The sequence below is a fragment of the Glycomyces dulcitolivorans genome, from assembly GCF_003265355.1.
In the GTDB taxonomy this organism is placed as follows: Bacteria; Actinomycetota; Actinomycetes; order Mycobacteriales; family Micromonosporaceae; genus Glycomyces; species Glycomyces dulcitolivorans.
Window position 1 is genome coordinate 1 of sequence record NZ_QFRW01000143.1, and the last position, 2,224, is coordinate 2,224.

The 2,224-nt window shown below is 75.8% G+C and carries 5 protein-coding genes; all 5 read left to right on the plus strand.

Translation table 11 applies throughout. From position 1 onward, the window contains the following. Positions 1-414 (plus strand): type II secretion system F family protein (locus DI269_RS13195; protein WP_198667398.1); only part of this gene is annotated, 414 nt, incomplete at its 5' end. Beyond that, a complete protein-coding gene (locus DI269_RS13200; RefSeq protein WP_112136598.1) occupies positions 414-1,013 on the plus strand; it encodes a type II secretion system F family protein in 600 nt (199 codons plus the stop codon). The genes DI269_RS13195 and DI269_RS13200, both read left to right, overlap by 1 nt. Before the next feature lie 397 nt (positions 1,014-1,410). Next, positions 1,411-1,605 carry a DUF4244 domain-containing protein gene (locus tag DI269_RS29105; RefSeq protein ID WP_112136602.1) on the plus strand — a complete coding sequence of 65 codons (195 nt, stop codon included), beginning with the start codon at positions 1,411-1,413 and terminating at the stop codon, positions 1,603-1,605. A 119-nt stretch (positions 1,606-1,724) separates the two neighbouring features. Continuing rightward, positions 1,725-2,033 (plus strand): TadE family type IV pilus minor pilin, encoded by a 309-nt coding sequence (locus tag DI269_RS13210; RefSeq protein ID WP_112136600.1) that lies wholly within the window; start codon positions 1,725-1,727, stop codon positions 2,031-2,033. Next, positions 2,030-2,224: pilus assembly protein TadG-related protein (locus tag DI269_RS29110; RefSeq protein ID WP_408612294.1), on the plus strand; the 195-nt coding region annotated here is incomplete at its 3' end. The genes DI269_RS13210 and DI269_RS29110, both read left to right, overlap by 4 nt.

Below are 2,224 nucleotides of genomic sequence, written 5' to 3' on the forward strand. Positions count from 1 at the left end.
GACCTGGCCGCGGGCACCGACCCGGTCCGCGCCCTCGCCGCGGCCGAACCCGACTGGCCCGCAGAAGCCGCCGCCACCGCGACCCGCCTGCGGGCCGCCCTCACCATCGCCGCCGAACTCGGCGCCCCCGCGGCCGAACTGTGCCGCCGCCTCGCCGAGCACCTCCGCGAGACGGAGCAGTCCAACGCCCGGGCCCACGCCCAGACCGCGTCGATCCGCACCACCGCCGCACTGCTCATCGCACTCCCCTTGGCCGGCATCGGCTTCGGCGAACTGCTCGGGGCCGAGGCGGTCGCGTTCCTCCTCGCGAACCCGCTCGGCATCGCCGCCGCGGCCACAGCGATGGGGCTCCAGGCCGCGGGCGCCGCCTGGACCGGCCTGCTCATCGGCTCCGTCGGCACGGGAGGCGCGTGATGCTGCGACGACTCGTCGGCCCGCTCGCGGGCACCGGGGCCGCCATCGCCGTCGGCGGACCGACCGGCATCCTCGTCGGCTTCGCGACCTGGTGGCTCACCGCCCGGCTCCTGCGCCCCGACCCCGACCGGAAGGAGCGGGCCGCCGCCGCGCGCCTCGCCCCCGACTGGCCCTGGACCCTCGACCTGATCGCCGCGGGCCTGCGCTCCGGCGCCCCGTTCCCGCAGGCCGCCTTCGCGGTCGCCGACACCGACGAATCGGATATAGGCGACCGGCTCAGCCGCTTCGCCGGAGCGATCCGCCTCGGCGCCACCGCCGCCGAAGCCCTCCCCGAACTCGGGAGGCTCCCCGGCGCCGAACGCCTCGCCCGCCAACTCGACCGCTCCGGCGACACCGGCGCGGCCATCGCGGGAGGACTCGAACAGCTCGCGGCCTCCCTCCGCGCCGACCAGCGCACCCAGACCGAAGAACGCGCCGGACGCGCCGCAGTCGCCCTCGTGGGCCCGCTGTGCCTGTGCTTCCTGCCCGCGTTCGTCATCGCCGGAATCGGCCCGGTCGTCCTCGGCGTCGTCGCCGAGACCCTGGGCCCCGGACTCTGACCGACCTGCACCACAACCGAAGAGAGGAACCGCAATGCGAACCCACACCGAGACCACCGTCGCCCTCCCGACCCGCCGCCCGTCCCCGGGCCGCCCCGCCACCCGCCAGGACGCCTGCCGACCCGAATCCATCCGCTGGCCCACCTGCCGCACCGCGACCTGCAACGCCCCGAGATGCAAGGCGTCCCGCCACGAACCCGAACCCGAGCACGACGACGTCGAGGAGCCCACGGTCCGCCTCACCCTGGCCCCGGTGAGCGAACCGGCCTGGTCCCCCGGCAGCAACCGCGCCCGCACGCCGATCACCGCCGAGGCCCCGCAGGTCCCCGACGACCGCCCGGCCTCCCGCTACCGCCGCCCCGGCCCGGGCGAACCCGACGAATGGCGCCCGGGCCGCATGCGCGCCAGCGCGAAACCGAGCTGGGGCGGCAGGTTCGCCTCCAAGATGCGCGGCGAGAGCGGGATGAGCACCGCTGAGTACGCCCTCGGGACCTTGGCGGCCGTCGCGTTCGCCGGGGTGCTGATGAAGGTCCTGACCTCGGGGACGGTCCAAAGCGCCCTGCAATCCCTGATCGAAAGGGCCCTGACATGAGACCCAGGACCGCGCTCCGCAAGCACGAGCGCCCATCCCAGCAGGAACGGGGCCGCCCGCCCAATCAAAGTCGCCGGGCCCGCGACGCACTAGGCCAACGAGGATTTGTCACGGCCGAGATGGCGGCGGCACTGCCCGCGGTGGTGGCGGTGCTGGCCCTCGGGTTGTGGGCGGTGTCCGCGGTCGGGTTGAAGGTCAGGGCGATCGACGCGGCCAACAGCGCCGCGATCGCCGCCGCCCGCGGCGAGGACGCCCAAGCGGTCGCGATGGTCTACCTGCCCGACGGGGCGTCGGTCGCCGTCTCCGAGGACGGCGAGGTGGCCCGGGCCGTGGTCACGGCCGCGGCCCGGCCGCTCGGGCCGTTGACCCCGTCGATGACGATCACGGCGACGGCGGTCGCCCCGCTCGAACCGGGACTGGACCGATGAGGAGAACCAGAGGAAGACCCCGCCCGGACAGGCCGGGTCGCGGTCGGCCGCAGGGACGTGCCGGCGCTGAGGAGGGCTCGGCGACGGTCCTGGCGGCCGGAGTGGCGGTAGCGCTGGTCGCGACCGCGGTGGCGTTCACCGCGATCGGCCAGGCGAGCGCGGCCCGCCACCGGGCCCAGGGCGCGGCGGAC